The organism is Citrobacter sp. Cf132 (assembly GCF_030333885.1).
Classification (GTDB): Bacteria; Pseudomonadota; Gammaproteobacteria; order Enterobacterales; family Enterobacteriaceae; genus Citrobacter; species Citrobacter freundii.
On record NZ_JAOWFA010000069.1, the window covers coordinates 1 to 19,981 of the forward strand.

Consider the following 19,981-nt stretch of genomic DNA (forward strand, 5'->3'; position numbering starts at 1 on the left):
GTAAGCGTACAGCGTGAACCGTCTGGTCATAATCCGAAGCATCCGACAAAGTGGTGTCCACCAAATAAGTAGTGGGAACCAAAGTGTCAGATATGCAGAAAAATGTGACTCCCGGCAGGCGAAAAGGCTGCCCTAATTATTCTCCTGAGTTTAAGCAACAACTCGTTGCTGCCTCCTGCGAACCAGGAACATCCATCTCAAAACTGGCGCTTGAAAATGGCATTAACGCCAATCTGCTGTTCAAATGGCGCCAACAATGGCGCGAGGGAAAGCTGCTATTACCTTCTTCAGAGAACCCGCAGCTACTTCCTGTGACTCTCGATGCCGCTGACGTACAGCCAGAGCCGCCCACTGAGAGCCCGGAAGCCCTCAGTATCAGCTGTGAGATAACGTTCCGGCACGGGACGCTCCGCCTCAACGGCACTGTCAGCGAAAAGTTCCTGGCTCTGCTGATACAGGAGCTGAAGCGATGATCCCGTTACCAACAGGTACCAAAATCTGGCTGGTTGCCGGTACCACTGATATGAGAAATGGCTTCAACGGTCTTGCCGCAAAAGTACAGACGGCGCTGAAAGACGATCCGATGTCCGGCCACGTCTTCATCTTCCGGGGTCGCAGCGGCAACCAGGTCAAACTGCTGTGGTCCACCGGCGACGGGCTGTGCCTGCTGACCAAACGGCTGGAGCGTGGTCGCTTCGCCTGGCCCTCTGCCCGTGATGGCAAAGTGTTCCTGACCCCGGCCCAGCTGGCGATGCTGATGGAAGGCATCGACTGGCGACAACCTAAACGGTTGCTGACATCTCTGACCATGTTGTAGGCCTCTTTATCCTGGTTGTTGCTGAATAAGCCTGGTAAAATACGGGCTTATGAACGACACCTCTTCTGACGAAATCCTTCTGCTGAAACAGCGGCTTGCCGAACAGGAAGCGCTGAACCGCGCCCTGCTGGAAAAGCTGGCCGACCGTGAGCGCGAAATAGACCACCTGCAGGCGCAGCTGGATAAACTCCGCCGGATGAACTTCGGCAGCCGTTCCGAAAAAGTATCCCGTCGTATCGCACAGATGGAAGCTGACCTGAAGGTGCTTCAGAAAGAAAGCGATACGCTGACCGGTCGTGTGGATGACCCGGAAGTGCAGCGCTCGCTGCGTCAGACCCGCACCCGCAGACCGTTCCCCGAATCACTCCCGCGTGATGAAAAGCGTATGCTTCCGGCAGAATCCTGTTGCCCGGAGTGCGGTGGTTCGCTGAGTTACCTGGGTGAAGATGCCGCCGAACAGCTGGAGCTGATGCGCAGCGCCTTCCGGGTTATCCGGACAGTACGTGAAAAACATGCCTGTACTCAGTGCGATGCGATCGTGCAGGCAGCGGCGCCTTCACGGCCCATTGAGCGGGGTATCGCCGGCCCGGGGTTGCTGGCCCGCGTGCTGACCTCAAAGTATGCAGAGCACACACCACTGTACCGCCAGTCTGAAATATACGGCCGCCAGGGCGTGGAACTGAGTCGCTCACTGCTGTCGGGCTGGGTGGATGCATGCTGCCGGCTACTGTCGCCGCTGGAAGAGGCGCTTCAGGACTATGTCCTGATGGGTGGCAAACTCCACGCCGATGACACGCCCGTCCCGGTACTGTTACCAGGTAATAAAAAGACGAAGACCGGGCGGTTGTGGACGTACGTTCGCGACGACCGCAACGCCGGGTCAGCGCTGGCGCCGGCCGTGTGGTTCGCTTACAGCCCGGACAGAAAAGGCATCCATCCGCAGAGCCATCTTGCGGGCTTCAGCGGTGTTCTGCAGGCGGATGCGTACGCCGGGTTCAACGAGCTGTACCGCAATGGACAGATAACTGAAGCAGCCTGCTGGGCTCACGCCCGCCGCAAGATCCATGATGTGCACGTTCGTACTCCATCAGTGCTGACGGAGGAAGCCCTGAAACGGATAGGCGAACTGTATGCTATCGAGGCTGAAATACGGGGAATGCCGGCAGAGCAGCGTCTTGGTGAGCGTCAGCAGAAAGCTAAACCGCGACTGAAATCCCTGGAAAGCTGGCTGCGTGAAAAGATGAAAACGCTGTCGCGACACTCAGAGCTGGCGAAGGCGTTCGCGTACGCACTGAACCAGTGGCCAGCACTGACGTACTATGCAGACGATGGCTGGGCTGAAGCCGATAACAATATCGCTGAAAATGCGCTGCGGACGGTCAGCCTGGGCCGCAAAAACTTCTTGTTCTTCGGCTCTGACCACGGTGGTGAGCGCGGAGCACTGCTGTACAGCCTGATCGGGACGTGCAAACTGAACGGCGTGGAGCCAGAGAGGTATCTCTGTCATGTGCTCAACGTCATAGCTGACTGGCCGGTCAATCAGGTCAGCGAACTGTTACCCTGGCGAATAACCCTGCCAACTGAATAACCCGTTCCCGTCAATACGGTTCTCGCTGTACGCTTACCGATAGCGGTGATGAGTTGTTCTTCGTCCATGCCGCTACACGGTGTGTATTGAGCCAGATACTTAGTGTCGAATTCGTTCAGCAGTTTTGGCACCTGCGCTGAGGGGGCAAACATAAAGCCGCCTTTGCTAATATTCACCGCTCTTTCTTGTCCAGCCCACTCGTAGATGTTACCTAACCAGCGGCGATGCCAGCTTTTTAGCATGGCTACGCTGAGCTGTCCTTCCGGGAACTGCTCTTCAAAAACAGACTGGTAGAGTTGTTCTAACAGGACAAGTTCAGCCTCATCCATCTCATCAGAAGTCGCAATCCCCAGCTTATTAGCCAAAACCTGCTCGCCAGAGTCTTTCTCATACTGGCCTTCACTGCTGGATACATGGTATCGGCTCATGGAGATGCCCTGTGTTATTAGAAGGAGGGGAAAACAGAGAGAGTATAACGCTGGATGAGTACAGCAAACAATATTCTTAAAATCAGATAGTTACAAAAGTGTAGGTTAAAATGTATTTTTTATTCTCTGGTGGAAAATAATCTTTAATAATCAGCATTAACACACCAATGCATCATCGGCGTGTGAGAGTCTAGGTTTTCTATTGTACTCATTGGAGTGTGATGTCCATATTTCTTAATTTTTAATGAGTTAGTGAATTTTATGGTTATCATTAGGTTTCACGTTGTCTCATCGAATATCATGAAATCCTACAGTTAACAGTAGGATTTCATGACGGTATGAGGTGCATGATAACGGAGTCTTTATGGCAGGAAAACAAGAGGGAAAGCCACTTTCGTTTAAAGCGGTAAAAATGATGAAGCCTGGTGGCAAAGATGAAGCTGACGTAGGCGAAAATCGTGGTTTACGTCTCTCATCTGGTGCCACCAGGATGAAGTCTTTTTTCTAACGTTACGCGAGTCCCCGACTGGTAAACTTATTCAGTTTAAAATTGGTAACTTTCCACAACTTCTCTCGTCTGCATATATACGTCATTCCAGTTCACGTAATGCTTGCCACACTTTTTTCAGTAAAAAGGTGAGTGGAATGGCCAGTATAGCTCCAGTTATGCCAAGTAGTGCCTGCCAGATCAGGAATGCCAGTAGTTGAACCGTCAGTGGTAAATTCAACCGTTTGCCGAGCATAAGTGGTTCCATCACTGAACTCAGGGAAAGGTTTAGCACCACGAAAAATCCAGCGACCAACAGGCCGGCCTGTATATCGAAAAAGATCATCGTCTGAAGGACCGGCGGAATCGCGGCAAGTAAGGAGCCGACCACCGGGACATAATTGAAAATAAACATCAGCATGCCCCAGAGAAAAGCAAACTTTAAACCCAGTAGCCAGGCGGCGGCCCAGACAACCAGGCCACCGAGCAGTCCCGTCAGCGTTTTTACGCGTGCATAAACGATCACGCTTTGTATGCCTTCCAGCAGCGCACGGATCACACCCGAACGATGTTGAGTGGTGCGCAGAGTGGTTTTTAACACTGGCAGTTCGTACAACATAAATAGCAGCATAAGAAATACCATCAGCCACCAGGACAACATGCCCGGAATCAGCGACAGCTGGCTGGTTATCAGACGAAGTATGGCACTGGTATCGATGAAACTAAGCACCAGATTGGTGGAAAGGAAAATACCCGCCTCGCTCAGAAAAAATGTCAGAGCATGAAGCTGGGTGGCGATCTGAACCGATGCCAGGCGACTGAGCTGAATTAACCCCGGTGCTGAGGCGCTGAGCGAGCTGATGATAATAACGATCAGTAACAGCAGAGCCACAATCACTGATAGCGAAGTAAGGAGTCGAGGGAGTCCGTGTTTCTCCAGGCGTTCGATCAGTGGATCAAGCATCACGGCGAGAAACAGCGCCAGGAGGACCTGATTAACCAGTGGTGCTGCCATGTGCAATCCAGCCAATAGTATGGTCAAACATGTCAGCAAAAGTAGCCCCTGAATAAGGGGCGTTAATGATTTTAACCCGCTCTGATGCATTGACGTCTGTTCTCCTGTAAACGACAAGCAGCCTGTCGATTTTTAACATTTACCCCGTGATGTTTCATGGTGTCTCCGGACGGTGCAGGCAGTCATAGAGGACCGGCAGAACCATTAAGGTAAGGATTGTCGCAAAACCCAGACCAAACATAACAACCACGGCCATGCCCTGAAAAAAGACATCCCTCAGCAGCGGCGCGAAACCCAGTACAGTGGTGAAGGTTGTGAGCAGAACAGGACGTAAACGTGAAGTGGCGGCGGATATAAGCGCTTCATGTTGCGGCTTCACCTGTTTCTGATGCTCAATCTCCTCAACCAGGACAATCCCGTTACGGATCAACATTCCACTCAGACTCAGCAAACCTATCAGGGCCATAAAGCCAAACGGAATGTCGATAAGTAAAAACCCTGTTGTGACGCCAATTAATGCCAGCGGCACGGTAAGCCAGATGGCGAAAGCATTTTTCAGCGAACTAAACATCAACACGGTAATGGTGAACATCACCAGATAACCTAACGGCAGGGTAGAGAACAGGCCTTGCTGTGCCTCGCTTGAACTTTCCGCATCTCCTCCCCACGTAATGTTGTAACCGTGCGGCAACGGAATCTGTTCAATCTGTGGGCGAACGCGTGCCAGAATATCGGCGGAAGTGGCATTGCTCAGTGGGTCAGGGTTGGTCATGATGGTCATAACCCTGCTGCGATCGCGACGCAGAATCAGTGGATTTTCCCACTGTAATATGAACCCATCGACCACGTTACTGAGCGGAATGTAGCGTTGCTGATTTTGGCTCCAGACCTGGACATTATTAAGATGATTAATGTCATGCCGCTCGTTTTCGGGCGGACGCACCACTATCGGCATCATATCCGTGCCTTCGCGATATAGCCCGATGCGACTGCCGGAAAAATTCATTTCCAACGCGTCATCTACTTCTTTTTTATCCACACCTAACTCTTGACCGAGCACTGGATTATATTGTGGGCGAATGACTTTACTGCGGTTTTGCCAGTCGTTACTTACACTACTGGTATCGCGATTGTCGGCCAGAATAGTACTTACTTTGCTGGCAATCTGGCGCATGATATCGGGCGCTGTCCCTCTGATGCGTACCTCAATACTGCTACTGCCCGCAGGGCCAAACATCACGCGATTGGTACTGGCATTGACCTGCGGGTAATCCTGCGCGATAACGGTATCCAACTGGCTCGTCAGTACCCCAATATTGCGCTCATTGTCCATTCTTACCATGATTTGTGCGTAATTGCTGTACTGGCGCTGACCGTTGTAAGTCAGGATAAACCGCATGCTGCCATGACCTATCGTTGACACCGTGGAAACCACGCCCGGGCGACCGTCAATTATTTTTTCAATATCACTAGCCAGCTTTTCCGTGGAGGTGATGTCCGAACCATAAGGTAGCCACAGATCCACAAAAAAAATCGGTGTACTGGCTGAAGGAAAGAAATTTTGTCGTACCGAGCCAAAGCCCCAGATTGCCAACGCCAGCAGTACTGCCATGACTGAAAGTGTGGCTGTTTTGTGTGCCAACAGTGTATTCAGGATACGCTGATAGAGTCGGTAAAAACTGCCACTATAGGGAGCGAATTCTGATGGCTGCTTAAGAGGGGATTCGGTTTTAAATAGCCACCATTTAACCAGTGCTGGCGTAATGGTTAGGGCCGTGAACCAGCTCAGCATCAGTGAAATTAACAATACCTGAAACAGCGATTTACAGTATTCGCCCGTTGAGTCCTGTGACAGGCCAATAGGAGCAAATGCCAGGATAGCAATAATTGTGGCTCCCAACAGCGGAAGTGCGGATCGCCGAATAATTAAGTTTAGCGCTTTTACCCCTGACACGCCCTGCTGACGCGAAATGAGTAATCCCTCCACAACCACTATCGCATTATCTACCAGCATACTCAGCGCGATTATCAGCGCCCCCAGGGAGATGCGCTGAAGCTCAAGTCCCCACAGATACATAATAAACAACGTGCCCAGCACATTGAGCGCTAATGACAGGGCTATAATAATGCCGCTGCTCAGCCCCATGAATATCACCAATATTCCGATGACTATCGTTAGCGCCATTAGAAAATTAGTAAGAAAGCCATTTACTGAAGATGCCACTTCAGCAGACTGGTCGTAAAATACACCGATCTGTATACCGGCGGGTTTTTCCTCAGACATCTGTAGTAACTTAGATTTCAGCGCTTGTCCCACGTCAATCACATTCACGCCGGGTATAAATGATACCCCCATCATCACGGCGGGTTGACCGTTGGCGTGATAAATGCTGGAGGGCGAATCAGCGAGACCGCGCGTGAGTGTGGCTATATCTTTCAGGCGTGTGCTGGCGCTGTCACCCGCTGGGCTAACAAGTAGATGGCCCAGTTCATCAAGATTTTCGAATTCGCCAGTGGAATGTATACGGATTGATTCTGTACCAGATTTTATCACCCCAGCGTTTGACACAACATTCAGTCGACTCAGCGCAGCGGATAGCTGAGCCGGCGTGATGCCGCGCGCAGCCATTTTTATCAGTGACACCTCTACATTGATCTGTGACGTTATGATTCCTCCGGTCATGACCTTGCCTACGCCAGGCACCAGTACCAGCTCACGTCGCAGCTGTTCGGCATATTGTGCAAGCTCTTTATTGCTGAAATTGTCACCGGAAATTGAGAAGAAAAATCCAAAAACATCGCCAAAATCATCGTTTACGAAAGGCTGCATGACACCAGGCGGAAATACGCGTCCTGCATCACCTACCCGACGACGTAATTCGTCCCAGATTTGGGGTAATTTATCCGAGTGGTAGTGCGAAGCGATGTTCACTGTGATTTGCGACATCCCGTTGGATGAAATCGAACTGATGTTATCCAGATAGGGCAGTTGCTGCAGGGCTTTTTCCAGTGGCAGTGTTACTTCTTCTTCTACTTGCTCGGCGGATGCCCCTGGATAGAGGGTAACAACCACGGCGCTTTTAATAGCAAACTCTGGATCTTCAAGACGACCGATGTTAAGTAGTGCAAAAATACCGCCGATACCTAGTAACAGAATGAGCAGCCAGACACGGACGGGATTATTAATAAACTGTCGGGAGATATCCATTACAGTCCCCCTTCACGTGTCCAGATACGGACCTGCTGCTGAGCATGTATTTCATTCACCCCGGCAGCGACCACCCGTTCACCGTTTGTTAGACCGTGGGTTATTACGATACCGCCCTCGGTGAGTTCACCAGTGGTTACACTGCGTTCTTCCAGCGTAAGCTGCTCGCCGCTGCCCTTTACCACCCAGACGTGGGGGTGATTGAGTGGGCTGTTGTCCGGGTTAAACACAGCTTCAACTGGCACGACCAGCTTTTCACGCAAGGTACTGACTGGCAGTTTTGACAAATCGATGGTGACCGTACCACTGACCCCAGCAACAGCAGGGAAGTCAGACGGTCGTGGCATGGTTAAAATCATCTTCCAGGTGAGCGTGTTATTGTTGCTGCTAGCCGAGTGCTCTTTGTAATCAGCCTGAAACTGGCGGCCAGGCAGTGCAGTGATTTGCACCAGTGGTCGATAGGTCACATTGCGAATGTCCATTGCGGTAAACAGGTTTTCCGGTACGCTGAATGCCACATCGAGCATGTCGGTGCGAGCCAGAGTGGCGATAGTTTGTCCGGCTGTCGCAACCTGATGGCTTCGAGCATTTACACTGACAGCGATACCGGAGAACGGGGCGGTGAGTATCATTTGGTTCAGTTCTTCACGAGCGATCTGTAGCGCCGCGTTTGCAGCATCTCTTTTGGCACGTTGTACATCCATCTCATCACGTGAGACGGCATGGCGCGCAGACAATGCCTGGAAGCGTTCAAACTGTCGCTGTGCGAGGTCGGCGGTGGTCTGCCGTTCTTTTACCCGTTGCCGGGCTTCATCGCTAGAGAGCCGGGCGATCACTTGTCCTTTCGCCACTGGAGTTCCCTGGCGGATATCAAGCCATTCAATACGGCCCGAGCGTTCAAAAGATAGTGCGGTGGAATCACTGTACTCAATTCTTGCGGGGAGAATACGTTGACGGGCCTTTTCAGACTTTCCCACCTCCACAACTTTAATTGTGCGAGGCTGAATGGGTAAATCTATTTCTTTCTGCTCGCACGCTGTAATTAAAAAAACGGCAAAGATAATCAGGGGTAAATAACGAGCCAATTTTATATCCTCAGCGATAATGATGTAATTAATTTTGTAGGGTTATATATGTGAGCGAATGAAAGCAGAATGCCAGCCAGAGGCTGACACAATGCAGACTCAGTTTGGTTGGTATATAACTTCCTTTAGTTTTTCCGCTAGTTACATGCATTCTTGTCGTACAAGAAGAAACAGATACAACACGGTCCTTACTCCGGAGGAATGGACAAGTTAATTCAAATTCTTATTGGTAAAATTTCATTCGCCGCCTTCAATATCACTGTGTATATAACAATGTTATATTTAGATGAAACCGGATCTCTGATAAATTGTGAATTCCAATCTCACTAATACTTAACAGATTCTTTAATATGTGATTTTTAATTAATACCGTATCCGCAACCGTAATGAGGGGTAGCCACTGGTACATGGTATGGTAAATTCAGGATGTTGTTTAATACTGCTGTGATTTAATATTAAAACAAAGGAAGTGATTTAATGTCATTACAGGTTTAATTATTTAACTCTGCAGTCACGCTTTTATTGTTTTAATATTCAACACAAGTGAGAACCCAGGCATCCGGATTACCGATAAGCCAGGCGTGGTTATCAATTCTTTCTCGCTCAAAAATCAGGGTTGCGTCATCACCGCTGACTTCTGCCAGTAAGATTTGAAAAATATCATCCTCAACATGATCTGCCGGTAATCTGCGAACGCCGTCATTCTGGTACTGGAGAGTATGGTTATCTATCTGATGACCATCCCGCAGAAGAATTTTACGGCTCACGCTTTGTGTTACATCGCCTCCCGCAACCTTACCATTAAATGAAATAAAACCCGTATTATCTTCATATAATTGAATGGTTTGCTTAACATAGAAATCATATACCACTGAATTTCTTGTTATACGATAGCGTGACTGATTCGTACATTTGAAGTTACTGATTCCATGGGCATAGTTAAATGAAACACCCAGGCAGACAGCAATCAGGACAAGACCCATGCACACTATCCATTTAATTTTCATGATTGCTTCCAGTTGTGGTAGTAGACGTTGTCACACGCGATAATTTGATTATTTTTTCCTGCTGTGCAAAGCGAAAAAAGGGTGCGCCCGGCGCTTTGCGCGGTAAAGGAGTCATTGCTGTCAAATATCACCTTTTGTTCAGGGCCGCAGGTGGCGGCATTGTCCTTAAGAATGGCAGCAATATTCTTCCTGGCTTTCTCCCGATCTCGCTCACTCAGATTTTTCATATACACCACCTCGCACCCGGTCGCCAGACTGTCTTTATACAACGGGTAGTGACTGGTACTGACCGATGAGACGGTATTAAAAAAAACGATCGTACCGCAAATGAATAATGTCAGAACGATAATCATCGTGAGGTACGCATTTTTTAAAGAAAACAGTTTCCCGGTACGTTGAGAAGTGACCTGTTCAGGTATACTGAGCGGCACTGTCTGGGTTAACTGAAGTGTGATGTCAGGATTTAGCCTGAACCCCATCTTCGGTACAGTAATTATCAGTTCTTCACAGCCGAATGCAGATAATGCGCGACGTAAGATACTGATATACTGATTAAGGCTGCTATTGGACGCCTGTAAACCATAATCGTCCCAGACCATAGTTAATAATTTCTCACGTGATAGTATCCCTTCTGACGCCCTTAATAGGGTTTCCAGCAAGCGGCTGGCCGTTAGGGTGAGTTTTACCGTTTCCTTTGTGGCGCAATGGGTTAGCGATCCATCCTCTGGATTAAACTTTATTTTCTCCGCAATTAAAAAAATCATATTAGCAATTACCAGATACCTGCGTTATTACAGAAAATTATAACACAGATATCCGGGTGATTATGCGCTAAATTGCCTCCCGTACATTGGTTACATTTATGAAAATTCTCATCAATATAACTGGTAATTATTAACGAATTTAACAGTTGCTAATGAATTTAGCCCGAAGTAGTAATATTCTCAGTTATTAGCTTATAAGCAAAATCACTACAGATAACAGACAGTTTGCTGAAAAAATGAGTAATGTTGTTAAGCCAAAGTTGTGCAATTGCGGCACAGTTCTTTTAACCCACCAGGCTGGTTGAAAGCGTAGCGGAGATTCCTCTGTCTTTTGCAATCTGAAGGAATGTTGCGCCATTACTTTCTGTACCCTTCCTGATAATAGTACTGGCCGGGTAATCGCGTCCCAGCAGTGAGTATTTTTGTACGCCGTAAGCATGGTAAGGCAATAAATCAATACCCTGAAAAGATGTCTTTCCGGCAGTAAGATTGCTGATAAGCAGGAGCATATTATTTATTTCATGTGATGAATCGTTAACGCCGGGAATTACTGGGATCCTCAGGCGTACTGGAGTATTCAACGTCAGTAATTTTTCAAGATTGCGTAAAATACGGATATTACTGACCCCGGTAAATCGTTGATGAAGTGTGTCATCCGCCAGCTTGAGATCATAGAGCACCAGATCAGCCACAGTACTGACTTTCTCAACCGCTGACCAGGGGGCGAACCCTGCCGTTTCCACCGCGGTATGGATACCCTCCCGGCGTAAGTTTTGTAGTACCTGGACTGCAAAATCCGGTTGAAGCATCACTTCACCGCCGCTGAGCGTAACGCCTCCTCCTGATAACTGATAATAAGCTACATCTTTTACGACCTCTTGATGTACCTCATCAACTGACATCTGACGTCCGACAATCTTAAGCGCCTGGGACGGGCAAGCTTCTTCACAAAGACGGCAGCCATCACACGACATACTGGGATCAATAACGTGATTCTTATTACTCCACTGATGAATACCTTTCTGGCAGGCATCAACGCAGGCCCCGCAGTGCTGGCAACTACTGGCACGCCACAGCACGTCATTATCCTGACGCAATCCTTCGGGATTCGCGCACCAAATACAGCTCATCTGACATCCTTTAAGGAATACGACGCTGCGAATACCCGGGCCATCATGTAACGAGAAGCGCTGAATATTAAAGACGCGGCCTGTTAGCGGCTCAGCATTCATGTTGAACGGTACGGCTAATGATTTCATCCTGCACCTCACGGCTGAGTTCAACAAAAAATGCGCTATATCCGGCCACACGAATCATCAAATTCGGATACTCCTCCGGACGTGCCTGCGCGCGCTTCAGCTCTTCATTATCGACGTAGCTAAACTGCATTTGCCCATTACCAAGCATACTGGCGGTGCGAAGCAGGTTAATCAGTTGATTAATGCCTTCATCGCTTTCCAACATACCGTGCATTAGTTTGAGGTTATGCACCATGCCGATTTCCATCTCTTCAACGTTTATCCTGCTCACCGAGTTAATCACTGCCGTCGGGCCATTGATATCGGTTTGCTGCGATGGGCTTATTCCGTCGGCCAGAGGTTTATGAGCCAGTCTGCCGCCAGGTAACGCACCGGTTGCCAGTCCGAACGGCGTATTATTTGAAATAGATAGCGTGCCATGCGTGAAGCGGCCATAAAGCATGTGATAGCGGCGATGCTCTTGCTCAGTGTAATGAATAAGGGAACGCGCCAGTTCGTCAACTTCTGCAATATCATTGCCGTATTTCGGTGCTCGCAGGCAGCGCTGGCGAAGCGCTTCATGCCCAACAAAATTGGCTTTCAACACTTCATCCAGCTCAGACAAAGTGACCTGCTCTTGCTCATACACCACTTTTTTAATGGCCATCAACCCGTTCGCTAAATCAGCCAGACCTGTCCAGATAAGCCCGGGGCCGTTGTTTAACCACGCTCCGCCCGCGGTAACATCGCGACCTTTTTCCAAGCATCCCTCAATCAGGCAGGAAATAAGCGGTTTTGGGGCATACTGTCTGTGCAACTTCTGAATGATGAGTGTGGCTTGGGCCGCTTTAGCCGTAATAGCCGCCAGTTGCTGTTTTACTGCCGCTTCAAAATCGTTGTAACTGGTCATCTCTGTCAGTTCGCCGGTCTGAGGACCGATACGCTCACCCTGTGGCCCATAACCATTACTAAACGCCAGTTCCAGTGGCCGAGTAAACGTGGTATAGCCTACAGATGTCCATTGATACATTTTTCCGGACTTTTGAGGCTCAACACAGCCCATCAGGCAATAATCACGTGCATCTTCATAATCAAATCCCTTGCGCAGCATCATTTTGATATGCGCGTCATCGAAATGGCAGGCCGGAAAACCCGTTCCCCCGCGGATAACTTCCACAATTTCCCGCAGATAGTGCCACGGCGACTGGTTATGTATCCTTACAGCCAGGCTGGGTTGATAAATTTTCAATTTCCGTGAGCAGGCCATAATCATCATTGTCAGCTGATTAGTGGCATCGCCGCCCTCACGTTTTTGCCCGCCAACAACCATATTGATAAATGGTTGATATCCAGCGAAATATTTTGCTGTAGACTCACTACAGATCCACAAACTCTCTGCCATTTTAATCATCCAGCAACACAGTAATTCTTCTGCGTGGGCATGAGTCAATGTCCCTTCTGCCAGGTCACGCTCCAGTAATGGCCAGAGATACTGATCGACGCGTCCCAGTGAAATACCGGTCTGGTTTTCTTCAAGACAAAACAGAGACTGTACAATCCACAGGGACTGAAGCGCCTCATAAAAATTACGCGGCGCGTGTTCAGGTACACGGCGACAAATGTCAGCGAGACGGTTCAATTCTACTCTGCGTTGAGGATCGGTTTGTTCATCAGCCAGTTGTGCGGCGTAGTCGCTGTAACGATGGGCGTAATGGATCACCGCATCGCAGGTCTCTTTCGTTGCCAGATAAAATTGGTGGCGTTCCATATCTTCTGCGCAGGTTAAACTTAGCTGTTCAATTGCGTGAATAGCCCTGTCACGCAAACCGCCCATACCTTCTGTCAGTAATAACGTGTCGTAACCCGGACAGGTATCACCTCCGCCATTCTGGGTTTTAATGGTTACGTCGCAGACGCCGTATTCATTGCACCATTCCCAGAGGCCTGCATGACGGAGTTGAGTTTCCGCGATTTCATCCAGCGAGCGACCGCGCCAAAAAGGGAAGATTTCTTCTCTGAGAATACGCTTTGCGCTGTCACTTATCTGATAGGGATCCTGTTTACGCTCTTTTACGGTATCCAGTTCTTCAGCTACCCAGCGCCAGCTGAGCTCAGGTGATACTTCTCCACCGCGCGGACCGCCTGCCGGGTGGCTGATAATAAGCTCATTCTCGGCAATCCATAAAGGTGCCCGTTCGCAGGCGCGCCGAAAGGCAAGTGCCCGTAACATAATCAGATCCAGCCCGGGGTTGTTTTTATAGACCTCTGTAACCGCCTGTGCCCTTGAAACAGAGATAAACGGCTTTGCGCTGAAATATTGTGCTTTCAGGGCGTCAATACGATCGGTAAGTTGCTTTTCCATTTAATAACTCCTTTTATGCAAATCCCATCAGCAGCGTGCCACTCAGGATCAGTGCAATACCTGCTTTTTCAAATATGCTGGTATGCATGTCGTAATAAATACTACTTATCACAGTAATTAATACTGTGCCCATACCACACCAGATTGCGTAAGCGATACCTGGTGTCATTAATTTCATTGCTTGCCCCAGGGCATAAAAACAAACTACGTAACTTAACGCACAAAATATGGTTGGGGCGAGTCTCCGAAAATGTCGGGTTTTGGGTAGCATGGCAGTACCAAAAACTTCAGTAAGAATGGCAATAAATAACCATGTTGTACTCATGAGTATTATTTGAATCATGTGTTTTCCATCGTTTTATATTTTGCGGAAAAATTAATAACAATAACTCCGGCGACGATTAACCACATGCCCAGTAAGTGGCCGCCACTTATTGAATAGCCGAAATTTAACACGCCAATTATATTTACTGCGACGATACCCACACCAGACCAGATCGCATAAGCAACGCCAAGGTGCATTCTGCGAAATACATAAGTTAGGATATAATAGCAAAGCCCATACCCTATTATGGATAAAATAGAAGGAAGGATGCGAGTAAATCCTTCAGAAAGGACCAGCATAGTTGTTGCAAATATTTCGAACAAAATAGCCAGAGCAAGTTTCATGTATGTCTTTCTTAACGTCATATTAACTTTCCTGATTAATGAGCCTGGTTACAGGTCGGATTGGATGACGGACATGAAACAGTATTTTTATTTTTCTAGCCATATAATTCGAAAAAATTGGAGATTATAGTTTTTTATTCTTTGTTTATTTTCTTATGAAGCGTTAAATTTCATCTTTTAATGATATGGGACGAGTACCTCTCAGTATTGCTTTTATGCCTGATATCATTTCCCGAAGTGCAGGCTAAATAATGATGTTGATGTAATTTAACCTTTGAGATTAATGTCTGCCCAGGCAGCTCAAAGAGCATACGTGAATGCTTAGAGTGTATATACGGTTCAGTTATGGGGTGTTTGGTGCGGCGAAGGATTTTGGAGCCATAACCCGCACTAGTATGGCTTAATAAAAAATTATTAATTATTTTCTGGGGTGTGATATGAGCTTTGCCGATGTTGTATGGATTTATCTATAAACCTGCAGATTATATTTCTTCAGTGAGTGGAGAAATAATGATCATAAAATTAGATAGTTAATTAAAAACTGGTTAATGAGTCGATTTCTTTATCTTTAACAGATGAACTTCAAGTATCAATGCCACACCCTAATTTACCATTGTGGTGTGGCCGGTGAAGTTTGTATCAAATTACTCTTTCATTTCGTGGTTGCTCTTTTTTATCTTATGGAATAACGATAATACCCGTCAGGATGTGGAAACGAGGCTCTAGAGGCATAAACATCATTAGCTGACATATTATGAAGCATTATTTATACATCATGCACCTGAAGTTGATTCTCTAAACGCCGATCGCGCAGGGTTGCATAAATAAAAGTAATCACAAACAGCAGGGAAAATAATACGACGATGGTGGGAGCCGGTGCGCTGTCGATGAAAAATGACAGATACACCCCCATAAATGAGGTAATGACCGACATCACCACCGCCAGCCACAAGGCGTGAGAAAATTTTCGCGTCATTAAGATCGCGATGGCGCCGGGAGCAATCAGTAAAGAAATCGACAAAATAATCCCGACAGATTTTAGCGTGGCGACAATCGTCAGGGCGATCATGCACAACAGGCCGTAGTGCAGTAAGGGGGTGTTAAGCCCACTGGCCTTTGCCTGATGCGGATCGAACGCATGCAGTAGCAGATCTTTCCACTTAAGCCCAATAATAAGCGCGATCCCCAAAGCGATCGCCGTTGTTTGTATGATATCGGTCAGTGATATACCGAGCATATCGCCGAACAGAATATGATCCAGATGCACTTCCGACTGAATGGAAACATACAGCACCAGTCCCGCACCGAACATCCCGGAGAAAACAATGCCCATGATGGTGTCGCGCTTAATGCGGCTGTTATCGTCGAGGTATCCGGTTGCTATCGCGCAGAACAATCCAGCGACAAATGCGCCAATTGCCAGCGGGATGCCTGCGATATAAGCCAGAACGATCCCTGGAAAAACCGCATGGCTCATGGCATCGCCCATCAGCGCCCAGCCTTTGAGTACTAAAAATACCGACAGCAGCGCGCAGGGCACGGCGACAATGGTGGAGATAACCAGCGCATTGACCATAAAGCTAAACTGAAAGGGTTCTAATAGCGTTGTTAAGATCATACTGACTCCTTGTTCACCAGTCGGGCGCGTCGGCGATTCGCCAGCAGACCATGTTTTGGTGCGAAGACAAATGCCAGCAGGAACAGCAATGTTTGCAGAACGACGATAATTCCGCCGGTTGCGCCGTCCAGCCAGTAGCTCAGCCAGGCGCCGAAAAAGCTGGTCAGGCTGCCGATAGCTACGGCGATGGTGAGCAGGCGTGGAAAACGATCGGTCAGCAGCCAGGCCGTCGCTCCGGGCGTAACCACCAGGCAAATCACCAGAAATGCACCGACGGTTTGCAGTGCGGCGACTGTGGAAACGGAGAGCAGCGTAAAAAACAGCAGTTTTAAACGCCCCGGATTCAAACCGATAGAGCGCGCGTGGTTTTCATCAAAAAAGACCACCATCAGATCTTTCCACTTCAAAAACAGGATAGTCAGCGAGATAACCCCGATGATGGCCAGTTGCAGAATATCTTCCGGCGCAATTGCCAGGATATTACCGAGAATAATGGTCTGGATGTTCACCGACATCGGATTGAGCGACACCATAAACAGCCCGATACCGAAGAAAGACGAAAAAATCAGCCCGATAATCGCATCTTCCTTCAGGCGTGAACGCTGATTAAGAAACAGCATACTGCCCGCTGCCAGCCCACCGGAAAGAAATGCGCCAAGCGCGAAGGGAAGCCCTAACATATAAGCGCCTGCCACGCCCGGAACAATAGAGTGCGACAGCGCATCGCCGATCAGCGACCAGCCTTTGAGCATCAAATAGCAGGAGAGAAACGCGCACAGGCCGCCGACCATCGCCGAGACCCACATGGCGTTGAGCATATACTGGTAACTAAACGGCTCTGTCAGCCAGTTCATGATTATTCCCCCTCGCTTGCCGCACGTCGCGAAATAAACGGGCGTTCATCGTCGGTAATCACGTGTTGTTCGCCGCCGCTCAGCGCAACGTGACGCAGTACGCCGCTAAATGCCAGCTCGAGATTCTCGGGGGTAAAGGTGGTATCGGTTGGTCCACTTGCCAGCACCGTGCCCTTAATCATCACCGTGTAATCACAAAACTCGGTGACGGATCCCAGATTATGGGTAGAGACCAGCATGGTTCGACCTTCATCACGCAGTTCACGCAGCAGGTCGATGATCCGGGCCTCGGTTTTTACATCCACGCCGGTGAAGGGTTCATCCAGTAAAATAACCTGTCCGTCCTGTGCGATTGCCCTTGCCAGAAAAACACGCTTTTTCTGCCCACCGGACAGTTCACCTATCTGACGATGGCGATAGTCCAGCATATCAACCCGCGCCAGCGCCGCATCCACGCAGGCGTGGTCGATCTGTTTTGGCCGACGCAGCCAGCCCATATGGCCAAAGCGTCCCATCATCACCACATCTTCCACCAGTACCGGAAACGACCAGTCCACCTCTTCTGACTGAGGGACATAGGCGATCAGATTCTGTTTGAGCGCCTTATTTACCGGCTGTTGCAGAATTGAGATTTCCCCTTGCGCCAGGCGGACAAAACCCATCAGCGCTTTAAAAAGCGTTGATTTTCCCGACCCGTTGACGCCGACCAGAGCGGCAATTGAGCCGCCCGGAACCTGAAAAGTGGCGTCCCGCAATGCGGTATGACCGTTGCGATACGTCACCGTAACCTGATTTACGGTAATCGCAGAGTGACTCATGGTTGTCTCTCCAGACCCTTGTTGATGCCGTTAACAATGGTTTGCGTGGTGACGCGCAGTAAATCCAGATAGGTCGGTACCGGACCATCGGCAGCGCTGAGCGAATCGACATACAGCACGCCGCCGTAATACGCGCCAGACTCACGGGCAACCTGACGCGCTGGTTTGTCGGACACGGTGCTTTCGCTAAATACCGTTGGGATATGATGCTCTCTGATCGCATCTATTACCTTGCGTACCTGCTTCGGCGTACCTTGCTGATCGGCATTGATCGGCCACAGATACAGCTCTTTCAGGCCGTTATCACGTGCCAGGTAGGAGAATGCGCCTTCACTGGTGACCAGCCAGCGTTTATCAGCAGGGAGCTTTGCCAGTTCTGTATGCAGTGGCGCCAGGGTCTGCTGGATTTTCGCTTTATAATTCTGTGCGTTTTTCTGGTAGGTCGCGGCATTGTCCGGATCGTATTTCATCAGCGCATCGCGAATGTTATTCACGTAGATAAGTGCGTTCTCCGCTGACATCCAGGCATGCGGGTTTGGTTTACCGTTGTACGGTCCTTCGCTGATGCCCATTGGCTGGACGCCGTTTGAGACCATCACTTCTGGTACGCCGGACAAATTTTGGTAGAAGCGGGCAAACCATAGTTCGAGGTTAAGACCGTTGGAGAGAATAAGCTGTGCGCCTTGCGCCCGTTTAATATCACCTGGGGTTGGTTGATATTCGTGAATTTCAGCCCCCGGTTTGGTGATAGAACTAACGTCCGCCGCATCACCTGCTACATTGCTTGCCATATCGGCAATCACCGTAAAGGTGGTTACCACTTTAAATTTTTCTTTCGCCCAGGCGGGTGACAGCGTCAGCGCCGTTAACGCGCTGGCAAGGAGAAATGACTTGAGATGGGGCAGATGCGGCATAGTATCCCTCACAACAAAATGGTTAATTTATCATCGAATATAGCCTTTGCTATGTTATATAGCACATGGCATAAATAAATGAAAATAATTCTTATTTGCGTAGGGTGCTAAGGAATGGATGACCTCCAGCAATAGTCCTGTGCTTAGTTAAAGTGTATTATTTATGCAACTTAATTATGGAGGCATCATGTCCGGCAAACGTATTGCACGTGAAAAAATGACGATCCAGAGAATGATCTCACTCTACGAGCGCCAGTGTCCGCAGGCTTCAGACGAGCCGGGGCATTACGATGCGTTGTTTGCCTATGCGCAAAAGCGCCTCGATAAGTGTGTCTTTGGTGAGGAAAAACCGGCCTGTAAGCAGTGTCCGGTGCACTGCTATCAATCTGCCAAACGCGAAGAGATGAAGCAAATTATGCGTTGGGCTGGGCCAAGAATGCTCTGGCGTCATCCGATTCTGACCGTGCGTCATCTGATTGATGACAAACGCCCTGTCCCGGAATTGCCAGAGAAATACCAGCGGAAAAAATAGCGTCTTTGTGTGCCGGATGGTGGCGATGCCTTATCCGGCCTACAAGGTAAACGGAACCGTTGTGTAAATCCGATAAGCGTAGCGCCATCGGGTAATCTGGCCATGCGGTGATGAATGGCGATTACGCTTTGGTGGCAATCAGAATGGCCGAGGCTTTGATCAGCGCGATGACCCGGCTTCCCTGACTCAGTTTCATCTCTTGCTGACTTTCGTTCGTCACGACCGCGACAATGTCAAAACCGGCATCAGTTTTGATGTGTACGGTGGCGTTAACGGCGCCTTCGGTTACCTGTGAAACGCTACCGGCAAATTGGTTACGGGCAGAGAATTTCAGGCCACAGTCTTCAGTCGCCAGCGTCACCCACGGCGCTTTGATCAGCGCAATGGCTTCTTTTCCTTTCGCCAGACCCAGTGCCTGCTGACTACTATGGGTCACAATCGCGACCAGTTTTGCGCCGCCAGCCAGCGTTAGTTCAACTTCATCATTCACTGCGCCTGTAGCGACTGCGCTCACTGTACCGGTTAATTGATTACGTGCTGATACCGCCATACTGCCTCCTTTCGTTGAGATATCACC

19 protein-coding genes and 1 pseudogene are annotated in these 19,981 nt (G+C 49.0%); 5 read left to right on the forward strand and 15 right to left on the reverse strand.

The genetic code is table 11. The features are described from left to right. Positions 1-92 precede the first annotated feature (92 nt). Genes tnpA through tnpC form a run of 3 tightly spaced genes read left to right on the forward strand, consistent with a single transcriptional unit; the run spans position 93 to position 2,405 of the window. Complete coding sequence (gene tnpA / locus OGV85_RS19255) at positions 93-473, forward strand: IS66-like element accessory protein TnpA (RefSeq protein WP_032939119.1); 381 nt, start codon at positions 93-95, stop codon at positions 471-473. Beyond that, positions 470-817 carry an IS66 family insertion sequence element accessory protein TnpB gene (gene tnpB / locus OGV85_RS19260; RefSeq protein WP_003843771.1) on the forward strand — a complete coding sequence of 116 codons (348 nt, stop codon included), beginning with the start codon at positions 470-472 and terminating at the stop codon, positions 815-817. The genes tnpA and tnpB overlap by 4 nt, the downstream gene beginning before the upstream one ends. Positions 818-866: 49 nt before the next feature. Further along, positions 867-2,405 (forward strand): IS66 family transposase, encoded by a 1,539-nt coding sequence (gene tnpC, locus OGV85_RS19265; protein WP_003843773.1) that lies wholly within the window; start codon positions 867-869, stop codon positions 2,403-2,405. On the opposite strand, the pseudogene OGV85_RS19270 reads toward tnpC, so the two are convergent. Continuing rightward, positions 2,360-2,833 (reverse strand): annotated as a pseudogene (locus OGV85_RS19270) (Fic/DOC family protein); the annotation flags it as partial. The gene tnpC and the pseudogene OGV85_RS19270 sit on opposite strands and share 46 nt — an antisense overlap. A 364-nt stretch (positions 2,834-3,197) precedes the next feature. Between OGV85_RS19270 and OGV85_RS19275 the strand changes: the two are divergent. Continuing rightward, positions 3,198-3,341: a hypothetical protein gene (locus OGV85_RS19275; protein ID WP_003034206.1), complete on the forward strand. Its 144-nt coding sequence runs from the start codon at positions 3,198-3,200 to the stop codon at positions 3,339-3,341. 82 nt (positions 3,342-3,423) lie between these two features. Here OGV85_RS19275 and OGV85_RS19280 read toward each other — a convergent pair whose 3' ends face one another. The 13 genes from OGV85_RS19280 to OGV85_RS19340 all read right to left on the reverse strand — a co-directional run bounded on the left by OGV85_RS19280 (position 3,424) and on the right by OGV85_RS19340 (position 18,872). Continuing rightward, entirely contained in the window at positions 3,424-4,425 is a 1,002-nt protein-coding gene (locus OGV85_RS19280; protein ID WP_032949911.1) for an AI-2E family transporter, read from the reverse strand. A gap of 64 nt (positions 4,426-4,489) precedes the next feature. Then, positions 4,490-7,543, reverse strand: a complete 3,054-nt coding sequence (locus tag OGV85_RS19285; protein ID WP_061547646.1) for an efflux RND transporter permease subunit — start codon at positions 7,541-7,543, stop codon at positions 4,490-4,492. Beyond that, entirely contained in the window at positions 7,543-8,628 is a 1,086-nt protein-coding gene (locus OGV85_RS19290) for an efflux RND transporter periplasmic adaptor subunit (protein WP_003034211.1), read from the reverse strand. Before OGV85_RS19290 ends, OGV85_RS19285 begins: the two co-directional genes overlap by 1 nt. Before the next feature lie 527 nt (positions 8,629-9,155). Next, positions 9,156-9,635, reverse strand: a complete 480-nt coding sequence (locus OGV85_RS19295) for a FidL-like protein (RefSeq protein ID WP_048217207.1) — start codon at positions 9,633-9,635, stop codon at positions 9,156-9,158. Then, positions 9,632-10,399, reverse strand: coding sequence for a winged helix-turn-helix domain-containing protein (locus OGV85_RS19300; protein WP_061547645.1), 768 nt, complete (start codon positions 10,397-10,399; stop codon positions 9,632-9,634). The genes OGV85_RS19295 and OGV85_RS19300 overlap by 4 nt, the downstream gene beginning before the upstream one ends. A gap of 284 nt (positions 10,400-10,683) precedes the next feature. Then, a complete protein-coding gene (locus OGV85_RS19305; RefSeq protein ID WP_003037447.1) occupies positions 10,684-11,658 on the reverse strand; it encodes a glycyl-radical enzyme activating protein in 975 nt (324 codons plus the stop codon). Then, on the reverse strand, positions 11,621-13,999 hold the full coding sequence (gene cutC / locus OGV85_RS19310) for a choline trimethylamine-lyase (RefSeq protein WP_003840305.1): 2,379 nt from the start codon (positions 13,997-13,999) through the stop codon (positions 11,621-11,623). Before cutC ends, OGV85_RS19305 begins: the two co-directional genes overlap by 38 nt. Positions 14,000-14,012: 13 nt before the next feature. Beyond that, positions 14,013-14,342 (reverse strand): DMT family transporter, encoded by a 330-nt coding sequence (locus tag OGV85_RS19315; RefSeq protein ID WP_008322725.1) that lies wholly within the window; start codon positions 14,340-14,342, stop codon positions 14,013-14,015. After that, on the reverse strand, positions 14,339-14,668 hold the full coding sequence (locus OGV85_RS19320; protein WP_225623509.1) for a DMT family transporter: 330 nt from the start codon (positions 14,666-14,668) through the stop codon (positions 14,339-14,341). The genes OGV85_RS19315 and OGV85_RS19320 overlap by 4 nt, the downstream gene beginning before the upstream one ends. Before the next feature lie 766 nt (positions 14,669-15,434). Continuing rightward, positions 15,435-16,286 carry an iron/manganese ABC transporter permease subunit SitD gene (gene sitD / locus OGV85_RS19325; protein WP_061547644.1) on the reverse strand — a complete coding sequence of 284 codons (852 nt, stop codon included), beginning with the start codon at positions 16,284-16,286 and terminating at the stop codon, positions 15,435-15,437. Beyond that, positions 16,283-17,140, reverse strand: a complete 858-nt coding sequence (gene sitC / locus OGV85_RS19330) for an iron/manganese ABC transporter permease subunit SitC (protein WP_003037433.1) — start codon at positions 17,138-17,140, stop codon at positions 16,283-16,285. Before sitC ends, sitD begins: the two co-directional genes overlap by 4 nt. 2 nt (positions 17,141-17,142) lie before the next feature. After that, the gene (sitB, locus tag OGV85_RS19335; RefSeq protein WP_003840297.1) at positions 17,143-17,958 is read right to left on the reverse strand and encodes an iron/manganese ABC transporter ATP-binding protein SitB; all 816 of its coding nucleotides are present in this window, start codon (positions 17,956-17,958) and stop codon (positions 17,143-17,145) included. Continuing rightward, positions 17,955-18,872, reverse strand: a complete 918-nt coding sequence (locus tag OGV85_RS19340; RefSeq protein ID WP_061547643.1) for a metal ABC transporter substrate-binding protein — start codon at positions 18,870-18,872, stop codon at positions 17,955-17,957. Before OGV85_RS19340 ends, sitB begins: the two co-directional genes overlap by 4 nt. Positions 18,873-19,059: 187 nt before the next feature. On the opposite strand from OGV85_RS19340, the gene OGV85_RS19345 reads away from it, so the two are divergent. Next, positions 19,060-19,404, forward strand: a complete 345-nt coding sequence (locus OGV85_RS19345; RefSeq protein ID WP_003037424.1) for a nitrous oxide-stimulated promoter family protein — start codon at positions 19,060-19,062, stop codon at positions 19,402-19,404. Between the two features lie 121 nt (positions 19,405-19,525). On the opposite strand, the gene OGV85_RS19350 is transcribed toward OGV85_RS19345, so the two are convergent. Next, positions 19,526-19,954, reverse strand: a complete 429-nt coding sequence (locus OGV85_RS19350; protein ID WP_003037421.1) for a TOBE domain-containing protein — start codon at positions 19,952-19,954, stop codon at positions 19,526-19,528. Between the last annotated feature and the right edge of the window lie 27 nt (positions 19,955-19,981).